Source organism: Massilia sp. CT11-108, assembly GCF_047302915.1.
GTDB lineage: Bacteria > Pseudomonadota > Gammaproteobacteria > Burkholderiales > Burkholderiaceae_D > Telluria > Telluria orientalis.
This window is the reverse complement of the sequence record NZ_JBKYMO010000732.1, coordinates 1-2056: the sequence shown is the minus strand read 5'-3', so window position 1 is coordinate 2056 and position 2056 is coordinate 1. Positions and strand designations below refer to the sequence as shown.

Genomic DNA, 2056 nt, shown 5'->3' with positions numbered 1-2056 from the left:
GCTGGCGCTCGCCGCCCGCGCCGCCGGCACACCGAAGCCGAGCGTATCGTCGCCGCCGCCGCTGAACACCTGCGTGTCGCCGCCGGACGCCAGCGTGATGTGCTGGCTGGCCGCATCGCCGGTCAGCATCTGCGTGCCGCCCTGGACCACGACATTGGCCGAGCCGACGATCGCCGCAAAATTGACGTTCTGCAGCGCGATGGTGGCGCCAGGCGCGAGGCCGCCGGTCTGGATCACGAGTGCCACTTGCTGCTCTGCGCTGCTCGCGGCACTCAGGGTCAGGACCCCGTCCGGCGCCTCCTGGCTGCTGACCGGCGCGATGGTCTGGACCAGCAGCGATTGGCTCGCCTGCAGTTGCGCCAGGTAGCTCTGGCCGTTGCCGCTCATGTGGACGAGGTCGCCGCCGGACGTGGTCGCCTGGATCGCGGCGATCAGGCCGGCGCCGCCGTTCGCCACCGTCGTATTGGCGCCGCCGCTGGCGGTCAATCCGTAACCGATGCCCACGTGGGCCATCAGCAGGTCGGTACCGCCGGCCAGCGGAATGTCCGCCGTGGCGGCCGCACCGGTCTGCTCGACGCGGCCGGCACTCACGATCGGGACCTGGACCTGGCTGCCTGACGCGCCGCCCGGCAGCGCGACCGGCACCGTCACCACGCGCACGCCATCCACCAGCGGCACCGGCGCTTCCTCGACCGTCAGCGCGAAACTGCCGCTCGCCGCGGACACGTTGCCCGCGGCATCCGTATCGGTCACGCTCAGCGTGTGCCGGCCGAGGCCCAGCGCCTGGGCGGCGATGCTCCAGTGGCCGTCCGCGTCCGCATGGGTCGTGCCCACCACGGTCGTGCCGTCGTACAGGGTGACGAGGTCGTTCGCCGCCGCATTGCCCTCGAGGACCGGCACCGCGTACGTGACGCCGTCGCCGACCGAGTCCGTATCGGATTGCGCCTGCAGCTGCGGGGCCGCGGGCGCCGCCGGTGCGGTCGCGTCGACCGTCACCGTCAGGGCCGGGCTGGCGGCCGATTCGTTGCCAGCCACGTCGACCTGCCTGACGGTCAGCACGTGCGTGCCGTCGGCCAGCGGGGACGCCGCGAGGGACCAGTTGCCGTGGGAATCGGCCTGCGTCGAACCGAGCGCGGTGGTGCCGTCGGTGTCGTACAGCGTCACCCGGGACAGGCCTTCGGCGGTGCCGCTGAACGTCGGCGTCGTGACCTTCGTGATGCGGTCGCCGGCCGTGCCGCTGTCGCTGGCGGCAGCCAGCAGCGGGGCCGCCGGCGCGGCCGGCGCGTGCGTGTCGACCGTGATGACCAGCGGCGCGCCGAACGGCGACACGTTCCCGATGGCGTCGGACTGCACCGCACGCAGGATGTGGTCGCCGTCGACCAGCGCGTCGATCCTGACGCTCCAAGCACCGGTGCCGTCGGCGATCGTGGCGCCCACCACGTGCGCGTCGCCTTCGTACACGAGGATGACGGCATGCGGGTCCGCCATGCCTTCGAGGGTCGGCGCGGCCACGTTCGTGACGGTGTCCGTGGCCGAGCTGCCGGCGTCGCTGGCGGCGCTCAGCATGGGAGCAGGCGGCGCGCCCGGCACCAGCGTGTCGAAGTAGATGCTCACCGGCGTGCCCGCACCGCCCGCGTTGCCGGCCGCGTCGATATAACTGCCGGCGGCGACCGTGATGCTCGCCGTCTGGTTGTCCAGGTTCGCATCCGGCGTGAACACGGCCGTACGGACCGTGCCGCTACCGGACAACGCGGAGAGCTGGCCGCCGCTGACGGCGACATCGGCCGCCGTGAACGTCGCGCCGGGATCTTCGCTGAACGTGAACGTGATCGTGGCGGTCTCGCCCGCCTTGAGCGGGTTCGCGTCGCTGGTCATCGTGAGCGTCGGCGCCGCCGTATCCAGCACATAGGCCTGCGAAGCCACCGGCCCGGCATTGTCGACGGCGTCGACCACGCGCGCCTGCAGCGTGCCGCTGCCGGCCAGCGTGGCCGCCAGCGACCAGGCCGTGCCGTTGACCTGCGCCGCCGTCCAGCTGGCGCCGTTGTCGAGCGAGACC

At 72.6% G+C, this 2056-nt stretch carries 1 protein-coding gene; it reads right to left on the bottom strand.

Annotation, left to right across the window (positions count from 1 at the left end):
- Window positions 1-2056 (bottom strand): Ig-like domain-containing protein (locus ACEN88_RS30055; RefSeq protein WP_413345598.1); only part of this gene is annotated, 2056 nt, incomplete at both ends.